Source organism: Pseudomonas sp. PvP027 (assembly GCF_017833005.1).
Classification (GTDB): domain Bacteria; phylum Pseudomonadota; class Gammaproteobacteria; order Pseudomonadales; family Pseudomonadaceae; genus Aquipseudomonas; species Aquipseudomonas congelans.
Map to the genome: position 1 here is coordinate 1908476 of NZ_JAFIBK010000001.1, position 17367 is coordinate 1925842.

Genomic DNA, 17367 nt, shown 5'->3' on the forward strand with positions numbered 1-17367 from the left:
ACACAAGGCGTGCCAGGCAACCCGCTGGCGGGAGCGCTCGTTTACTGAGCGTTTCGCACCTGCCCTTCAAGCTCGGTCTTGAGGCCGGGCTCCAGCTTCAACTGACGCGCCAACTCATCGAGGTAGGCGCGCTCCATGAAGTGCTCTTCATCCACCAGCATCACACTGGCGATGTACATCTCCGCCGCCATTTCCGGCGTGGTCGCGGCCCGGGCCACTTCTGCCGGGTCCAGCGGCTTGTTCAGCTCAGTGTGAAGCCACTGCTGAAGCGCCTGATCGTTGTTCAGCTTGGTGAACTCACCCTCGATCAGTTCGCGCTCACGCTCATCGACATGACCATCAGCTTTTGCAGCAGCGACCAGTGCGCGCAGGATTGCCTGGCTATGCTGCTCGGCCTCAGCCTCGGGCAACCGGTCGATGGTTTGCGGCTCGCGCTGTGCGGCGAGCCCCTGACTGGCCTGCCAATTGTTGTAAGCCTTGTAAGCCAGCACCCCCAGCGCCGCCAGGCCTCCGTAGGTCAATACCTTGCCGCCCATCCCGCGTGTGCGTTTGCCACGCAGAAGGCTCATGGCACCTGCAGCCAGCGCACCACCACCAGCGCCGGACAACAGCCCCCCAAGCCCATTCTGGGAAACGCCCTGGCCTTTGCCACCGCCAAGCAGGCTGCCGAGACCATTGATCAGTGAATCGCTGCCCGACGATTGCTTGCCGGATTTGCCTTTGTTCTTGTCCTGCAACATGCTTTGTCCAGACTTGAGCAATTGATCGAGTAAACCACGCGTATTCACAGGAAGCCTCCTACAAGGTTTGTCAGATAATTCATTGACCAACAAGTTGAAGAGAAGTCACTGTCTGGCTATTACTGGTGTGCTTCCGGATGTTACGGGTATAAACACTCTCCGTTCGTCAATCTGCCCCACGCGCCGGCGAAATGTGTGCAACCCGCACCTGCGGCAAAGAGTCAATAATGTACAAGCTGCAGATAAAAGCAGGTATGCAGACCCGCTCCTGAATTGACCAAATACACCCCTGCATTCATATGAATGCCATTGCACCTACATGCAGATTTTCAGGAGCTTGTCTGACGTGATATCACCCACTGGTTTCCCGACCGCCAACGGCAACGCCGCCGGGATTATCCGTTCCAGGGACTGGAGCCAGACCTCACTCGGACCTATCGAGCACTGGCCGGTATCGCTGAAAAACACCCTGAATCTGATCCTCAATTCCCCGGAGTCCATGTACCTGCTGTGGGGGCCGGATCTGGTGTTTTTCCACAATGACGCCTATACCCCGATCCTCGGCCCGCGCAAGGACAACGCCATCGGAGCGCTGATCCCGGATCTGTGGGCGGACGTCTGGGATCAGGTCGCGCCGTTGGTGATCGACGCGCTTGCCGGCAAGCCCTGCCATTACAAGGATTTGCCGCTGATCATGGCGCGCTACGGTGAGGTCGAGCAGACATGGTGGTCATTCTCGTTTTCACCGGTGATCGACGAGCACGGCGTAGTGGTCGGCATGTTCTGCATCACCAACGAAACCACCGCGCATGTCCTCAATCAACAGGCTCTGCAGGAAAGCGAGCGCAAACGTCTGAAACTGATCGATGACCTGGTGAATCTGGAACGACAGCAGACCGCCAGACTTGAACAACGAACGCTGGAGCTGGACACGTTTTGGGAGATATCTCCGGACCCGCTGGCGATCCTCGATTTCAACGGTATCTTCCTGCGCGTAAACCCGGCCTGGACAGCGCTGCTGGGCCACCCGGAACACGAGCTGCTCGGCACCTCCATCATGACCTTGCTGCATCCGGATGATGTCCGCAACACCCAGAACGCCCTGAAACACGCCACCAACCACGTACTGCCGCTGTTTGAAAATCGTTACCAGCATGTCGACGGCAGCTATCACTGGTTCGGCTGGACCGCTGCACCCGGCAATGCAATCATTTTTGCGCTGGGCAAGCACCTGACCCACGAAAAGGACCGCATCAAGGCCCTGCGTATTGCCGAAGAGGCCCTGATTCAATCGCAGAAAATGGAAGCGGTCGGGCAATTGACCGGTGGGCTTGCCCATGACTTCAACAACCTGCTGATGGGTGTGACCGGCAATATGGAGCTGCTGCTGTCGAGGATCAGACAGGAACGCTTCACGGAGCTGGATCGCTACATCAACGCAGCACTGGAAGGATCGAGACGTGCGGCATCCCTGACCCATCGACTGCTGGCATTCTCGCGCCGTCAGACGCTGGCCCCCAAGGCCACGGATATCGACCTTCTGGTCGCGGGCATGGATGAACTGATCCGGCGCACCGTGGGGCCGGCCATCGACATGCAGGTCAGTGCCTCCTGCGGACTATGGTCGACCCTGGTTGATCCGCATCAGCTGGAAAACTCGCTGCTCAACCTGTGCATCAACGCCAAGGACGCCATGCCCGATGGCGGAAAACTGCTGATCCAGACGGGCAACCGCCACCTGACTGCAGCCACGGCAACCAGGTATCAACTGCCCGCGGGCCGCTATGTCGAGCTGTCCGTCAGCGACACCGGCACGGGCATGAGCAAGGACGTCATGGCGCGGGCCTTCGACCCATTCTTCACCACCAAACCGACAGGCATGGGCACTGGTCTGGGGTTGTCGATGATTTACGGGTTTGCCCGGCAGTCAGGCGGCGGCGTGCACATCACCTCGAAGCTGGGAGAGGGTTCGAAGGTCTGCATTTTGCTGCCGATGCACGAAGGTGAAGCTGAAACGGTGGCCCTCGATGAAAGCCCGCTGCAAGTCCCCGCCGCCAGCACCGGCGACGAAACCATTCTGGTCGTCGATGACGAGCCCGCCATACGCTTGCTCATTGCAGAGTTGCTTGAAGACCTTGGCTACGTCGTTTTACAGGCTGAACGAGGCGCCGACGCGCTGACTATTCTGCAATCCAAAGCGGCGATCGACCTGCTGATTACAGACGTCGGTCTGCCGGGCGGCATGAACGGCCGTCAGGTCGCAGACGCGGCTCGCGATGTCCGGCCTGACCTGAAGATTCTGTTCGTGACCGGTTATGCTGAAAACGCTGCGTTGGCGCATGACACACTTGAGCCGGGCATGCATGTACTGCCCAAGCCGTTTGCGATTGCCGAACTGATCGGCCGCGTCACCGAGTTGCTGGAAGGCGAGTAATAAAAAACGAGCGCCGTGCGGCGCTCGTTTTTCGGTATCGCTATCAGCGCGCCGACTGGCGATCAGTCGCGCAGGTCAGACTCATGGATGGGCTGATCACGGTGTGTCGCGCGTTGATACTGCGCAGGCCAGGTGGCCAGGCGGCCACCCAGGTCTTCATCGGCCCGCAGTGGCCAGTACGGATCACGCAGCAGCTCACGCGCCAGCAGGATGATATCGGCCTGACCGGTGCGCAGAATATGTTCTGCCTGAGCCGGGTCGGTAATCATGCCCACCGTACCCGTCGCAATGTCGGACTCTTTGCGAACCCGCTCGGCAAAGCGCGTCTGGTAGCCAGGGCCGACCGGAATTTCAGCATTGGCTGAAGTGCCGCCCGACGATACATCGATCAGATCGGTTCCGATCGCTTTCAACCGACGCGCCAGCTCGACCGTTTCATCGGCGTTCCAGCCGTCTTCCACCCAGTCGGTAGCGGACACGCGAACGAACAATGGCAGCTCTGCAGGCCACACTGCACGCACTGCTTCGGTCACTTGCAGGGTAAGGCGAATGCGGTTCTCGAATGAACCGCCATACTCGTCGGTACGCTGATTGCTCAGCGGCGACAGGAACTGATGCAGCAAATAGCCATGGGCAGCGTGGATTTCCACCACCTTGAAGCCCGCTTCCAGGGCGCGTCGTGCGGAATCGACAAACGCCTTGATCAACTCCTGAATCTGCATCTCGCTCAATTGCACAGGCGAAGTGTGCTGCGGATCGAAAGCAATCGCCGAAGGCCCGACCGGGGTCCAGCCGCCTTCATTGAGGGAAATACTGCCGTGCTTGCCAAGCCATGGGCGCCAGGTGCTGGCCTTGCGGCCAGCGTGCGCCAGCTGGACGCCTGCGACAGCACCCTGAGCGTTGATAAAGCGGGTTATGCGTTGCAACGGTTCGATCTGTTCGTCGTTCCACAGCCCGAGGTCTTCAGGAGTGATACGACCGTCCGGCGTCACCGCCATCGCTTCGGTGATGACCAGGCCGGCACCACCGACGGCACGGCTTCCCAGGTGAACCAGATGCCAGTCATTGGCCAGGCCATCGACACTGGAGTACTGGCACATCGGCGAGACTGCGATGCGGTTGCGAAGGGTCAATTGACGCAGGGTGTAGGGTTCAAGCAGCAGGCTCATGGCGACCTCTCGTAATGAAAATTCAGGTGTCCAGGCCCCGTTCATTCACAGAACAGGTTTGGCAGACTGTGTAGAGTCGACAACCCGGTAGGGAGAGGGGTTCCTGCTATCGTCAGCGTGGTGCGATATGCACCACCATCAATTGCACGGTTTCGTTACCGCGAAACTCGTTGAGGTCGAGTTTGTAGGCCAGCTCGACCCAGCGGATATTCGGATTGGGCCAGATATCGCGGTCGACGCCGAACGCAATGCCATCGAGTTTGACGCTGCCGCACTCGGTCTTGAGCACCATTTTCAAGTGACGCTCGCCCACTACCCGCTGCTCGACCAGCTGAAACACGCCATGGAACAAGGGCTCGGGGAAGTGCTGCCCCCAGGGACCGGCATTACGCAGGGCGCGGGCCAGTTCCAGATGAAACTCCTCGACCGCCAGGGAGCCGTCGGACAGCAGACGACCGGTCAGGTCCTGCTCATCGAGCTGACGACGCACCTCCTGGTCGAACGCGTCGGCAAACGCCGGGAAGTTCTCTTCAGGCAGCGAGAGGCCTGCCGCCATCGCGTGACCGCCGAACTTGCTGATCAGATGCGGATGACTGGCCGCCACGGCGTCCAGCGCATCGCGAATGTGAAACCCCGGTACCGAACGGGCCGAGCCTTTGAGCACGCCCTCCCCCGCGCTGGCGAACGCGATGGTGGGACGGTGGTAACGCTCCTTGAGACGCGAAGCGAGGATGCCGATGACACCCTGGTGCCATTCGGCATCGTACAGGCAGAGGCCGAACGGCATCGACTCCAGCGGCAGGTCCTTGAGCTGCGCGAGCGCTTCACGTTGCATGCCCTGCTCGATGGATTTGCGATCCTGATTCAACTCGTCCAGCTGCACGGCCATTTCCCGCGCCAGTGTCGGGTCGTCGCAGAGCAGGCATTCGATGCCCAGGCTCATGTCATCCAGACGCCCTGCCGCGTTCAGGCGTGGCCCGAGAATGAATCCCAGGTCGGTGGAGGTGATGCGCGCAGGTTCACGTCGTGCAACTTCCAGAATGGCGCGCAGCCCCGGTCGGGCACGCCCGGCACGGATACGCATCAGCCCCTGATGGACCAGAATGCGGTTGTTGGCATCCAGTGGTACCACATCGGCCACGCTGCCCAACGCAACCAGGTCCAGCAGCTCGCCCAGATTGGGCTGGGCACGCTGATTGCTCTCGAACCAGCCGGTCTCGCGCAGACGCGCACGCAAGGCCATCAGTACATAGAAAATGACCCCGACACCGGCCAGCGATTTGCTGGGAAAGGTACAGCCTGGCTGATTCGGGTTGACGATGGCGTCGGCGGCCGGAAGCTCGTGGCCGGGCAAATGGTGATCGGTTACCAGTACCTGCAGGCCTGCCGCCTTGGCCGCCGCCACGCCCTCGACGCTCGAGATGCCGTTATCCACGGTGATCAACAGCTGAGGTTCGCGCTGCAACGCCACTTCGACGATTTCCGGCGTCAGGCCGTAGCCGTATTCAAACCGGTTGGGCACCAGATAATCGACATGCGCCGCGCCCAGCAGACGCAGGCCCAGAACACCCACGGTGCTGGCGGTCGCGCCATCGGCGTCGAAATCGCCGACGATCAGCATGCGCTGACCTTCGCGCAGCGCAGTGACCAGCAGGTCTACTGCAGCATCGATACCCTTGAGTTGCTGATAGGGGATCAGCCGCGCCAGGCTTTTGTCCAGTTCGGCCTCGCAGGCCACACCGCGCGCTGCGTACAGACGAGTGAGCAAGGGCGGCAGGTCGCCAAGGAACGGCAAGGTGTCGGGCAATAGACGAGGTTCGATGCGCATGCGGGTCAGCTGATTCTCTTTGCAGTGTCGATGAATATGTTTTTCGATCGGAACCGGCGGCTGTCAGCCGCGCTCGCCCGCAAGCCATTGCAACTGGACTTCATGCTGGCCGCGGTCGTCAGTGACGAACACCGTCCCTTCACTGATCATCACATCCCACTTGATGACCCGCGGCATGTCCTTGGCCAGCACTTCCAGCACTTCCTGCGGGACGGCGGCGATATTTACGTTTTTCAGGTTCTTGATCGCCGGGATGACCTTGCCTTCCCAGACACGCAGGCTGCCGTAGGCCAGCAGGCTGGTGCGTTCGGTGCGGCGCGAACACCAGGTCAGTCGGTCGGCGTCCGGCTGGCCGACTTCGATCCAGTGCAGAACGCGGTCATCCAGGCTTTTTTCCCACAGAGCGGGCTCGTCCACATCAGACAGACCGCGACCGAACGACAACTGTTCGTTGTACCAGAAGGCATAGGCCAGCAGACGCACGGTCATGCGCTCTTCGGTTTCCGAAGGATGGCGGGCAATGGTCTGCTTGACGCTCTCGTACACGCCGCGATCAAGGTCGGTGAGATTGAGTTCGAATTTGTAAGTCGTGGACGGCTGGGCCATGAACGGGCTTCTAGAGTCTGGAGGGAAGACGGCAAGTCTACCCGATGCCGGGCCTGTGAACGAACTTGCTCGCGCAAGGGTGTGCTTGCCCCCCATTTGCAGGACGAACAAAAATCGATAGTTTGAAACAAATTTCTGATACATATCTGTGCTAAAGACGATCTGCAGCGAGCACCCGGCCGCCCTACCGGGGCAGCTGAATGTGACGCCACTGGCGCAGCGCAACTCAAAGAGCTGCCAACCCTACCTCAGACTGTTGAACCCTTTTCGAGGATGACACCCGCGAATGCCCCTTCCTGCCTCGTACTGTACAACGGCTCGATTGATGCTCGCCCTGTCGCTGGCTGCCATGCCGTGTGTCAGCCAGGCCAGGGAGACGCTGACCTGGCTGATGCGCGACATCCCTCCTTCGACGATTTTTTCCGGTTCCATGCGCGGGCAAGGAGCAATTGATCAGCTGATGCCCTTGCTGACCGCGCAAATGCCCGAATACGATCATGTGCTGATGCGGGTCAACCGCGCCAGGGCTCTGCAAATGCTGAGCGACGACACGTCTCTCAGTTGTGATCCCACCATGCTGTGGACGGCAGAAAGAGCCAGAACCCTGCTTTTTTCCATACCGATCGGCGCCATCCTCAGCAGCGGCCTGATTGTGCGCAAGGAGGAGATGCCGAAGTTCGCGCCCTACGTCGAGGACGGAAAAATCGACTTCGCGGCCTTGATGGCCAGCCGGACAATCAAATTGGGCATCGTTGCCGAACGCAGCTATGGAGAAATGATCGACCACACGCTGCACGACGTCGATGAAGATACCCTCGTGCCGCACTACGGTAACGATGCCGTCGGCAGTCTGGTGCAAATGGAGCGCCTGGGGCGTCTGCAAGCCTTTATCAGTTTCTGGCCGGAAGCACGCTATCAGGCCATGCAACAAGGCATAAGGCCGGAGGAACTGACCTTCTTGCCGATCAAGGGCAATCCTGCGTACCAGTTCGTCTACGTCAGTTGCAGCAACTCGCCCGAGGGCGAGCGGGCCATTGCACTGATCAACCGCGAGATGCGCGTGCTGCGCGAAACCAGCCTGATGGGCTTTTATGCGCAGTGGCTGGAGCCCGCGCAACGGGCCGGCTACCTGGAGGACGTCAAGGCACTGCTGGACAAGGAGTGACTGGACAAAAGAAACCCCGGGCAGAGGAGGACCTGCTCGGGGTAAACATGACCATTCCGGTCAGTACGTCAGCCTTTGATCACCGGAGCACAATGATCAAACCTGACGTAATGGATAGGAGTGCAGCAAACCCGTCAGGTTCCAATATCCTGAACGTCGGTTAAGCAACTGTTAAGCAAATGACGGAGTGCCAACAAATGTGCGGCTGGTTGCAGCATTGCGCATGGCAGCAATGACGCAGGGTTCGATTCGACCCTCGGCAACCATCAGATCGCGGCGCAAACCGTCTACCACGTCGGTGAGCTGACGCTTGTCGCTCAGTTGATCAGCGCCGAAGGCTCGCTCGATCACGCAGGTGCCCGCTTTGTCTTTCAGAGTCACCAGACGTTCGCCCCGAGAGCCGGCCGGGCCAATGCTGGCCTGATAGGGAGCCAGCGCTTCGCTTAGCAGTAAGCTGATATTTTCCATCCGGATCACCACTCAACAGTTTGAATGCAAAGGTGCTAACCAATGACCATCGGCGACAGCAGAAAGTTCTTTCTATCGCCAGATCGCAGCACCTGTCTGTCATTTCGAGCATGCCTGTTGAATGTGACAAGGAAAAAACCGTACGCCGATGACAACAGAATGTGAGCCTGTAGGAAGAATCCAACACAATTCCGCTACACGTCCTACAAGGTGCCTATGCTCTTGATCACTGCTTCAACTCACTGCATCGCGTGCAATACGCGTATAGCCTTTTTGACGGAGCCACCTCTTGAGCGATTCCGCTGATCGCCCGTTGCGGGTCATCGTGGCTGATGACCACCCTATTTTTCTCATCGGCCTGCGGGTCGTACTGGAACAGGACAATCTCGCCAGCGTCATCGCCGAGGCCTGCAATCCGGACGAACTGCTTCAGGTGCTCGAACGCCACGCCTGCGATGTGCTGGTGACTGACTTCATGATGCCCGTCGAACGGCAGAACGATGGCCTGCGTCTGCTGCAGCGCATTCGCCGGGACTTTCCGGCGCTGCCAGTGATCGTCGTGACTACCCTGAGCAATGCCGGGCTGTTTCAGTCCATGCTTGACCTGAATGTGCGGGGTCTGTTGAGCAAGGCCAGCCTTGCCGGGGAGCTTCCTGCTGCCATCCGCAGCGTCAGGCGCGGTGGGCTTTTTGTCGCTGAGTCCGTACGCAGGGTACTCAGAGAGGCTCGGCAGCACGGGCCTGATACGCCGCTGCCGTCAGAACGCCTGTCGCCGCGGGAACTGGAAGTGTTACGCCTGCTGTCGGCTGGCCACACGGTCGGCCAGATCGCGGCGCAACTCAATCGCAGCAAACAGACCGTCAGCGCTCAGAAAGTCGCCGCCATGCGCAAGCTCGGACTGGCCAATGATGCTGCCCTGTTCATTTATTTGCAGGAAAGCGGCATGTCCTGAGGCGAGTCGTCTTGCGAAACGGCTTGCAGATGGCAGCTATCACGCTCCGCCATCCAGCGCATGAACGCCGGCACCGGCATCGGACGGGCAATGAAATACCCCTGGATGGCGGGATCGCCCAACGCAAGCAGACTGTGGACGTCCTCAATCGTCTCGACACCTTCAACCACTACCGACATCGACAACCGCTGCGCCATGAGCAGGGCACCGGCCACCACCGCCGATTTACGCGCGTCGTCGGCCATGCCGCGCACGAACTCGGTCGGTATTTTCAGTTCGCTGAAAGGTAATTGCAGAAGCCGGTCGATATTCGAAGCGCCCATGCCAAAGTCATCGATAGACAACTTGCAACCCTGCATGCACAACCTCAACAGGCCTTCGAGCTGCCAGGTTTCCGGGCGGGCGGCGTCCTGCTCGAGAATTTCCAGGGTCAGCGCGGTTGCCGGTACGCCATGACGGGCGAGCGCTTGCGTGATCTGCTCGGCGAAATCCAGCTGTTGCAGCACTTGCGGGTCAATATTGACGGCAACCGACAGCGGTTCACCCTGCTCGCGCATGACCTGCGCAGAGAACTGCAGGGCCTGATCCAGGACCCGCCAGGTCAACGCAACCGTCAGCCCTTCAGCCTCGATGGCGTCGATGAACCGCCCGGGGGCCAGCAGGCCGTAAAGGGGATGCTGCCAGCGAACCAGCGCTTCGACACCCAGCAACTCGCCCTGCAGACTGACCTTGGGTTGAAAATAGGCGATCCATTGTTCGGCAATGGATGCCACGTCTATAGGTCCATTGCCTGTCGGGTCAAACAACTCAATGGCGGAAAGAGCTCCGAACACGCTGCCGGCAGATGCCTGCGGCACACAGTCTGAGCGGCCGGGCCCATATGCTTCGAGCAGCTCGTACAAGGCCACGGCGGAGGCAGGTTTCTGCATGTAGCCCAGAACGTTCAGGCCTTGGGCGAGCGCCAGCTGCGCGACCCCTTCCAGCACGCAGGCGGCGGAACAGCTGACAATGATCAACGCTCGCGCCAGACCGTTCTCGGCCATGAAGCGGATCAGTTCCAGACCATCGGGCCCTTCCATCTGCAAATCACAGATCGCGATGTCGACAGGACCGCGGCTTTGCAGGGAAAGCCTGGCAACCTCGACACTGTCGGCCGCCAGCACATCGAACACCTGATTGGCGTTGAGCATCTGATGCAGAGCCATCAGCTGAAAGGGATGATCTTCGAGAATCAGAACCTTGAGTGAGTGCACAATCACGCCTGCGGAGTCGGAGCCATCGGCCCGGGATAGCACTCACTGTAGCTCGTCCAGGGCACCCGCCCCATAGGACATGTCCTAAACCCGCCAGATCTTGTCCGCAGGGCTCAATCGCCTGGCACGGCAGTCTCGGGCACGACCACCAGTTGCAATTCGATATCGGCGCGCAGGCCGGTCATGGCCGCCTCCAGTGCCTGCCAGCGTTCAACCAGACTGGTCGCGCTCTGCAGCCGGACACTGTCATCCAGCGCGGCGCAGGCCTTGGCAAGCGGTACTGCGTCAACCAGACTCGCAGCGCCCTTGAGCCGATGCAGACAGGCGCCCAGCGTCTTCCAGTCATTGGCCGACACCGCAGGCTCCAGCAAAGCGTGTTCATGCCTCAGATTCTTCCATAGCTCGCCCAGCAACCGTTGCATCTGCTGCGGGTTGGCCTGAGTCATGGTTTGCAGCGTACCGATGTCGAACGTCGGCTCACGTACCCGATCCGCCAGCTCCTGAGCCAGACGCGCCAGTGACAGGGGCTTGATCAGCAGGCCGTCCATGCCAGCCTGCTCGCAACGTGCCGCCTCGTCGCTCATCGCGTTGGCGGTACACCCAATCACCGGGCAGCGCTGACGCTGCTCTTTTTCTTCAATCTGGCGAATGGCCTGGGTCAATGCGTAGCCGCTGATGCCCGGCATGTTGCAGTCGGTGATGACCGCATCGAACCCCCCTTCACACCAGCTCGAAAGCGCCGCCTTGCCGTCTTCGACAGCCGTTACCTGATGGCCAAGAAACTCCAGTTGTCCGGTCAGCACCAGACGATTGGCCGACATGTCATCGACCACCAGCAGGTGCAGGCTGCGCGTATCGACAGGCGCATCCAGAACATCCTCGGTTGGCGACACCGGCTCGTTCAGCCTGGTCAACGGCAAGTCGACAGTGATCAGTGTCCCCTGCCCCGGCTCGCTATGCAGACTGATATCGCCCTTCATCAATTCCACCAACTGCCGGGTAATACTCAGCCCCAGCCCGCTCCCTCCATAGTGTGCGGCCGTGTCGTCGCTTGCCTGAGTGAAGGGTTGAAATACATGCTGCTGACGCTCCGGCTCGATACCTTCGCCACTGTCCTGAATACTGATACGCACGCGCGTAGAGCCGGATGATTCACTGGTCACATCGACCTTCACGACCACCGCCCCTTGCCGGGTGAACTTCAACGCGTTACCCAGCACGTTGTGCAACACCTGACGCAACCTCATCGGGTCAAGCCAGTAGTCGCCTCGCGCCTGCGCGGAAAACTCCATGCGCAGCTCGACAGACTTCTCCCGGGCCTGCGCGGAAAACAGTTCGATCACGCCGTCGAAAAGGTCGTGCAAGGGGGTGATGGCCAGTGACAACTGCAGACTGCCCGCTTCGATTCTGGCCAGATCAAGACTCTCACCGATCAGCGCTACCAGCTCCGTAGCCGAACGGTACGCCACCTGCAGGCCATGCGAGGGGGTCTCTCCACGGCGCAAAGTATGTTCGCGCTCCAGCTCCAGCAGGCCGATGATTGCCCCCATCGGCGTGCGAATTTCATGGCTCATGCTGGCCAGAAAAGCGCTTTTCGCTTCGTTGGCCTGAGCGGCCATGCGCATGGCGTTCTGAAGTTGCTGTTCCAGTTGCTTGCGCTCGGTGATGTCGATCCAGCCCCCGAGCAGCCCCTGCAACTGCCCGTCGGCGGCGAAGAACGGCACCGTCCATTGCCAGACATCCATACGTTTGCCGGGCAGTTCGAGGGTGCGATCGGAAAAGACCGGCTGATGGTCCTTCAGCAGATTAAGGTAATCGGTGTGCATCTGCTCGGCCAAGGCACGCGGAATCAGATTGACATCTGTGAGGCGTCGGCCATTCATCTGTTCGAAGCTGATGCCCAGACTCTGCTCATAGCTACGGTTGCAGGAAATCAGTCGCCCTTTGAGGTCGCGCACGTAAATAGGATTGGGGATACCGTCGAGCAAAGCGTGTTTGAACGCGAGTTGATCATTGAGCTGCCTTTGCGCCTTTTGACGCTGACGAATCTGCACCTTGAGACGACTGCTCCAGGCCAGCGACACCAGTCCGGCCAGCAGCGCCAGGGATACCACCCAGAATACCCACTGTGGTATGCGCCCCCAAAGGGATGGCTGAGGCAGCGCCGAGCCCAGCCACCGCATACGGATCGAGCGCAACTCGGCCACCGGAAACTCTTCCAGTGCCTTGTTCAGAATACCCAGGAGTTCGGGCTGGGTCTTGATCACTGAAAACCTGTCTGGCGACCACTGTCCTTCGACACTGCGGGCAACCTTCAGCCGTCCGGACGGAAACAGATAGGCGCCCACTTCATTCTGGATGGTCGCGTCAGCAGCGCCGCTTTCCACCAGCGCACGGGCCTGATCATAGGTGTCTACCAACCGCAACTGGATCGTGGGGTGCTCGCGCCTGATCATGTCCTCGAGCGCATGCCTGGCAGGCAGTGCCAGTACTTTCCCGGACAGGCTGTCGAGCGATATGTGCGACGATTGGTCGGAGCGCACCACAAACATCCAGCTATTGCCGCCGAACGAATAGGTAAAATCCAGAAACCGTCGGCGCTCGGTGTTTTCCGCGAGCGTCGTGTTCGTGTCGAACTGACCCGCGCGCAGCACGTCGATAGCCTGCTGCGTGGAAGGTAATTCCTGATGAACGAACTGCAGGCCGGTCATGCGTGAGATGCGTGATAGCACATCAGCGTTCAACCCTACCCAGTGGCCATTATTGTCCTTGTAGATATACGGAGGGTGCTGGACCGTGGCGATGGTCACACTCGGGTGCTTGAGCAACCAGCCCCGCTCGGCACTGGTGAGGCGAATCCGCTGCCCTTCAACATCAGCGCCCAGGCCCATGGTCCAGCGACCGAACACTTCACGACCGGTCGACGGGGCAATGCTGTCCAGGGCCCGATTGATCAGGGCCAGCAAGCGGCGCTCGTCATCACGTACCGCAAAGGAAAACCCCACCGGGGGCAACCGACTTTCGAATTTGATCTGCAGACCGAGATAGGGACGCAGGGCGGTATAGGCACGGACAATGACTTCGTTGCCGATGAACACATCCACTTCACCCTGACTCAGGGCTTCCAGGGCACTGTAAAGGTTGGGCGCAATAATGATCTGGCTGTCAGGATAAACACTGTGCAGCACGTCCGAATCGGCATAGCCATCAAGCAGCACGACGCTCTTGCCGGCCAGGCCCGACGAAGGTCCCAGGTCGTTGCCACGGCCAACGACTACCGATCGATCGGGCATGTATTCGGTTGAGAAGGACAGACCTTTCACACCCCGTTCGAAACCATTGGCACTGGTCAGCAGATCTATCTTGCCGTCGCGCAGCGCTTCGATAGCCTCATCACGCTTGGCATACCCGGTAACCTGCACCGGGAGGTTCAACTGGTCGCTGACCAGCCCCAGGTAGTCGGCACTGATGCCCTGATAACGGTTACGGTCACTGGTGATATCAATTGGCTCGTAGTCGGCAATCGCAATGCCCACCCGAAGGACCTTGCGCTGCTCCAGCCAGGCCCGATCCTGATCTGCGAGACTAAGATCCTCCGAAGCCACGAACGGGGCTGTCAGTGAAAACGGCAAGCTCTGCGCCGCATTGGCTACCCCGGCAAAGACCAGCGCCAGCAATACCCATACCCTGCGCCACGCGCGGCCTCTCGATGTGCTGCCTGCCTCCCTGACTACGCTTTGCATACTTGCCTGCTTCACTACGAATGACCCGACTCTATGGTTCGAAAAACCAGCGAAGTTTGGCACGTAGAAACAGAAAGGCCCGCCAAGTGGCGGGCCTAAAGTTGTTACACGACGCTTCGATCAGAGCGGCTTGCCGCGATTGCCGTGCTGGCTGACAAACGCCTGTATGGCTTTCAGGTCGTTTGGCAGAACAGTACAGCGCTCGTCCCGCTCGAACAAATCAGACAAATGTGCAGGTAGCTCAAGCGCTTTTCCTACACCGGCCTTCTCCACCGCTTCCGGAAACTTGACCGGATGCGCCGTGCCCAGAATCACCATCGGCGTGTCCAGACTGCGTCGGCATTCGCGGGCAGCCTTCACCCCGATAGCGGTATGCGGGTCGAGCAACTCGCCGGTACTGGCGAACACTTCGGTGATGGTGGTGCAGGTGTCTTCGTCGCTGACCGCCAGCGAATCGAACAGTTTGCGGGTCTCGGTCCAGCGCTCTTCTTCGACGCTGAAGCCGCCACCCTGGCGGAACGTGCTCATCAACTCGGCAATGGCAGCGCCGTTGCGACCGTGCATATCGAACAGCAGACGCTCGAAGTTGGACGACACCATGATGTCCATGGAAGGCGACAGCGTGGCGTGCAGGGTCTCCTTGACGTACTGATTGCCGCTCATGAAGCGGTGCAGGATATCGTTGCGATTGGTGGCAACGATCAACTGGTTGATCGGCAGCCCCATGTTGCGCGCCAGGTAACCGGCGAAGATATCGCCAAAATTACCGGTCGGCACCGAGAACGACACCGAACGCGCAGGCCCACCCAATTGCAGTGCTGCATGGAAGTAGTAAACGATCTGAGCCATGATCCGCGCCCAGTTGATCGAGTTGACCGCGACCAGACGCGTGCCCTTCAGGAAGCTTTGATCGGCGAAGCTGTCCTTGACCATTTCCTGGCAGTCGTCGAAGTTGCCTTCGACGGCGATGTTATGAATGTTGTCGCCGAAGATAGTGGTCATCTGCCGACGCTGTACATCCGATACCCGATTGTTCGGATGCAGGATGAAGATATCGACGTTGTCGCAGCGACGGCAGCCTTCGATGGCCGCAGAACCGGTGTCGCCCGAAGTCGCGCCGATGATCACGACACGCTCGCCGCGCTTGGCCAGTACGTAGTCCAGCAGACGACCAAGCAGTTGCAGTGCGAAGTCCTTGAAAGCCAGCGTCGGACCATGGAACAGTTCGAGCACCCACTCGTTGCCGTGGAGCTGGCGCAGCGGCGCAACAGCGCTGTGGGCAAACACGCCGTAGGTCTCTTCGAGAATCTTTTTGAAGTCGGCATCCGGGATGCTGCCAGCCACGAAGGGGCGCATCACCCGGAAGGCGAGTTCGTGATAAGGCAGACCTGCCCAGGAAGCGATCTCTTCCTGCGTGAAGCGTGGCAGGTTTTCCGGCACATAGAGGCCGCCATCGCTGGCCAGACCAGTCAACAGCACGTCTTCGAAATTCAGGGCCGGCGCCTGGCCGCGAGTACTGATATAGCGCATGGGATCAAACCTTTGGTCTGGGCTGAAAGCCAGGGCCCTCAGGCTGCAAAATCGAAACGATCGGCTTGCAGCCTGGAGCTGACAGCTTGCAGTTGATGTTAATTAAGGTGCTCGACGCGAATACGAACCACCGGTCCCACTACGTCATGCAGGGCTTCCAGGGCTTGAATGGCGTCATTGATACGCTGCTCCACTACCCGGTGAGTCAACAGAATCATCGGTACCAGGCCATCGTGTTCCTCGACTTCCTTTTGCATGATCGATTCGATGTTGATGCCACGCTCGGACAGGATGCTCGCGACCTGAGCCAGCACGCCCGGATGATCCTTGGCCTGAATGCGCAGGTAGTAGGCGCTCTCGCAGGCTTCGATCGGCAGGATCGGATGGGCGGACAGCGAATCGGGCTGGAAGGCCAGGTGAGGCACACGGTTTTCCGGGTCAGAGGTCATGGCACGGACCACATCGACCAGATCGGCCACCACGGAGGACGCGGTAGGCTCCATGCCGGCACCCGCGCCGTAGAACAGCGTCGAACCGGAGGCGTCGCCATTGACCATCACGGCATTCATGACGCCATTGACGTTGGCGATCAGGCGATCGGCCGGGATCAGCGTCGGGTGTACGCGCAGTTCGATACCCTGAGCAGTGCTGCGTGCAACGCCCAGATGCTTGATGCGATAGCCCAGCGCTTCGGCATAGTTGACGTCTGCAGTCGTCAGTTTGGTGATGCCTTCGGTGTAGGCCTTGTCGAACTGCAGCGGAATGCCGAAGGCTATGGAGGCAAGGATGGTCAGCTTGTGCGCCGCATCGATCCCTTCGACGTCGAAGGTCGGATCGGCTTCGGCATAACCCAGGGCCTGAGCCTCGGCCAGAACATCCGCAAAGGTGCGGCCCTTCTCGCGCATTTCGGTGAGGATGAAGTTGCCAGTGCCGTTGATGATGCCGGCAACCCAATTGATACGGTTCGCCGACAGGCCTTCACGAATGGCCTTGATGACCGGGATACCGCCGGCGACAGCCGCTTCGAAAGCGACGATCACGCCCTTCTCGCGTGCCTTGGCGAAAATTTCGTTGCCGTGAACGGCTATCAGCGCCTTGTTGGCGGTTACCACATGCTTGCCGTGTTCAATGGCCTTGAGCACCAGTTCGCGGGCAATGGTGTAACCACCGATCAGTTCTACGACGATGTCGATCTCAGGGTTGGTCGCAACGGCGAATACATCGCTGGTGGTCGGCGTACCGGTAATCTGGCAATTGGGGTTTGGTGTACGAACCGCAATTTGCGCGACTTCGATTCCACGCCCGGCACGGCGGGCAATCTCCTCGGCGTTACGCTGAAGTACGTTGAAAGTACCGCCACCGACAGTACCCAGCCCACATATGCCTACTTTGACCGGTTTCACTGATGAACTCCCCGAAAAACAGCCGAACCTGAATCGGCTGTGGAAAAACGGCCGCATGGCGCCATGCGGCTGAAAA

The 17367-nt window shown here is 59.7% G+C and carries 12 protein-coding genes; 3 read left to right on the forward strand and 9 right to left on the reverse strand.

Translation table 11 applies throughout. The annotated features are described in order from the left end of the window. Positions 1-41: 41 nt before the first annotated feature. A complete protein-coding gene (locus tag JOE33_RS07795; RefSeq protein ID WP_025990825.1) occupies positions 42-788 on the reverse strand; it encodes a tellurite resistance TerB family protein in 747 nt (248 codons plus the stop codon). Positions 789-1086: 298 nt separating this feature from the next. Here JOE33_RS07795 and JOE33_RS07800 point away from each other — a divergent pair, with 298 nt between their 5' ends. Next, a complete protein-coding gene (locus JOE33_RS07800; RefSeq protein WP_187625107.1) occupies positions 1087-3174 on the forward strand; it encodes a PAS domain-containing sensor histidine kinase in 2088 nt (695 codons plus the stop codon). A gap of 62 nt (positions 3175-3236) precedes the next feature. On the opposite strand, the gene JOE33_RS07805 is transcribed toward JOE33_RS07800, so the two are convergent. The 3 genes from JOE33_RS07805 to JOE33_RS07815 form a co-directional block, all read right to left on the reverse strand. Next, positions 3237-4343, reverse strand: coding sequence for an NADH:flavin oxidoreductase/NADH oxidase (locus tag JOE33_RS07805; RefSeq protein WP_032615971.1), 1107 nt, complete (start codon positions 4341-4343; stop codon positions 3237-3239). A gap of 112 nt (positions 4344-4455) precedes the next feature. Next, on the reverse strand, positions 4456-6171 hold the full coding sequence (gene recJ / locus JOE33_RS07810; RefSeq protein ID WP_122590828.1) for a single-stranded-DNA-specific exonuclease RecJ: 1716 nt from the start codon (positions 6169-6171) through the stop codon (positions 4456-4458). A gap of 63 nt (positions 6172-6234) precedes the next feature. After that, a complete protein-coding gene (locus JOE33_RS07815; protein WP_003314240.1) occupies positions 6235-6777 on the reverse strand; it encodes a YaeQ family protein in 543 nt (180 codons plus the stop codon). A 325-nt stretch (positions 6778-7102) separates the two neighbouring features. Here JOE33_RS07815 and JOE33_RS07820 point away from each other — a divergent pair, with 325 nt between their 5' ends. Further along, a complete protein-coding gene (locus JOE33_RS07820; protein WP_187625180.1) occupies positions 7103-7942 on the forward strand; it encodes a TIGR02285 family protein in 840 nt (279 codons plus the stop codon). Between the two features lie 171 nt (positions 7943-8113). Here the strand turns inward: JOE33_RS07820 and JOE33_RS07825 are convergent, their stop codons facing one another. After that, positions 8114-8410: a DUF3509 domain-containing protein gene (locus tag JOE33_RS07825; protein ID WP_010427951.1), complete on the reverse strand. Its 297-nt coding sequence runs from the start codon at positions 8408-8410 to the stop codon at positions 8114-8116. A 289-nt stretch (positions 8411-8699) separates the two neighbouring features. On the opposite strand from JOE33_RS07825, the gene JOE33_RS07830 reads away from it, so the two are divergent. Continuing rightward, a complete protein-coding gene (locus JOE33_RS07830) occupies positions 8700-9362 on the forward strand; it encodes a response regulator transcription factor (RefSeq protein WP_010427949.1) in 663 nt (220 codons plus the stop codon). Here the strand turns inward: JOE33_RS07830 and JOE33_RS07835 are convergent. From JOE33_RS07835 to JOE33_RS07850, 4 genes are all read right to left on the reverse strand, one after another. Continuing rightward, the gene (locus JOE33_RS07835) at positions 9335-10621 is read right to left on the reverse strand and encodes an EAL domain-containing response regulator (protein WP_163023646.1); all 1287 of its coding nucleotides are present in this window, start codon (positions 10619-10621) and stop codon (positions 9335-9337) included. The two genes, JOE33_RS07830 and JOE33_RS07835, sit on opposite strands and share 28 nt — an antisense overlap. A 107-nt stretch (positions 10622-10728) precedes the next feature. Next, entirely contained in the window at positions 10729-14358 is a 3630-nt protein-coding gene (locus JOE33_RS07840) for a transporter substrate-binding domain-containing protein (protein WP_240009361.1), read from the reverse strand. A 120-nt stretch (positions 14359-14478) separates the two neighbouring features. Further along, the gene (thrC, locus tag JOE33_RS07845; RefSeq protein ID WP_010427943.1) at positions 14479-15888 is read right to left on the reverse strand and encodes a threonine synthase; all 1410 of its coding nucleotides are present in this window, start codon (positions 15886-15888) and stop codon (positions 14479-14481) included. 98 nt (positions 15889-15986) lie between these two features. Then, positions 15987-17291, reverse strand: a complete 1305-nt coding sequence (locus JOE33_RS07850; protein ID WP_010427941.1) for a homoserine dehydrogenase — start codon at positions 17289-17291, stop codon at positions 15987-15989. Between the last annotated feature and the right edge of the window lie 76 nt (positions 17292-17367).

What these genes read in the sequence shown, in the direction of transcription:
- JOE33_RS07820 (WP_187625180.1), top strand. Translation starts at nt 7,103, where the DNA reads ATGCTCGCCCTGTCGCTGGCTGCCATGCCGTGTGTCAGCCAGGCCAGG.
- thrC (WP_010427943.1), bottom strand. Translation starts at nt 15,888, where the DNA reads ATGCGCTATATCAGTACTCGCGGCCAGGCGCCGGCCCTGAATTTCGAA.
- JOE33_RS07840 (WP_240009361.1), bottom strand. Translation starts at nt 14,358, where the DNA reads ATGCAAAGCGTAGTCAGGGAGGCAGGCAGCACATCGAGAGGCCGCGCG.
- JOE33_RS07825 (WP_010427951.1), bottom strand. Translation starts at nt 8,410, where the DNA reads ATGGAAAATATCAGCTTACTGCTAAGCGAAGCGCTGGCTCCCTATCAG.
- recJ (WP_122590828.1), bottom strand. Translation starts at nt 6,171, where the DNA reads ATGCGCATCGAACCTCGTCTATTGCCCGACACCTTGCCGTTCCTTGGC.
- JOE33_RS07815 (WP_003314240.1), bottom strand. Translation starts at nt 6,777, where the DNA reads ATGGCCCAGCCGTCCACGACTTACAAATTCGAACTCAATCTCACCGAC.
- JOE33_RS07805 (WP_032615971.1), bottom strand. Translation starts at nt 4,343, where the DNA reads ATGAGCCTGCTGCTTGAACCCTACACCCTGCGTCAATTGACCCTTCGC.